Genomic DNA, 455 nt, shown 5'->3' with positions numbered 1-455 from the left:
AAACTTGCTAAGGTTTACATCGCTAAGAAACGTAAACTAAAAGTAGGGGATAAGATGGCAGGACGTCACGGTAACAAAGGTATCGTTGCACGTATCGTTCGCCAGGAAGATATGCCATTCCTTGAAGATGGAACTCCGGTAGATATCGTATTGAACCCACTTGGGGTACCATCACGTATGAATATTGGACAGATCTATGAAACTGTTCTTGGATGGGCAGGTCAAAAATTAGGTAGAAAATATGCCACTCCAATTTTTGATGGTGCAACTATTGACCAGATCAACGAATTAACAGATGAAGCGGGAATCCCGAGATTCGGTCACACCTATCTTTATGACGGTGGAACCGGAGATCGTTTTGATCAGCCTGCAACTGTTGGGGTGATCTACATGCTTAAGTTGGGTCACATGATCGATGATAAGATGCACGCACGTTCAATCGGGCCATACTCATT

General features: G+C 43.7%; 1 pseudogene. It reads left to right on the top strand.

The window, feature by feature from the left end:
- A pseudogene (rpoB, locus tag HC175_RS18530) lies at positions 1-455 on the top strand (DNA-directed RNA polymerase subunit beta); the annotation flags it as partial.

The organism is Salinimicrobium oceani, from assembly GCF_012037645.1.
This window is presented reverse-complemented; position numbering and strand designations above follow the sequence as displayed.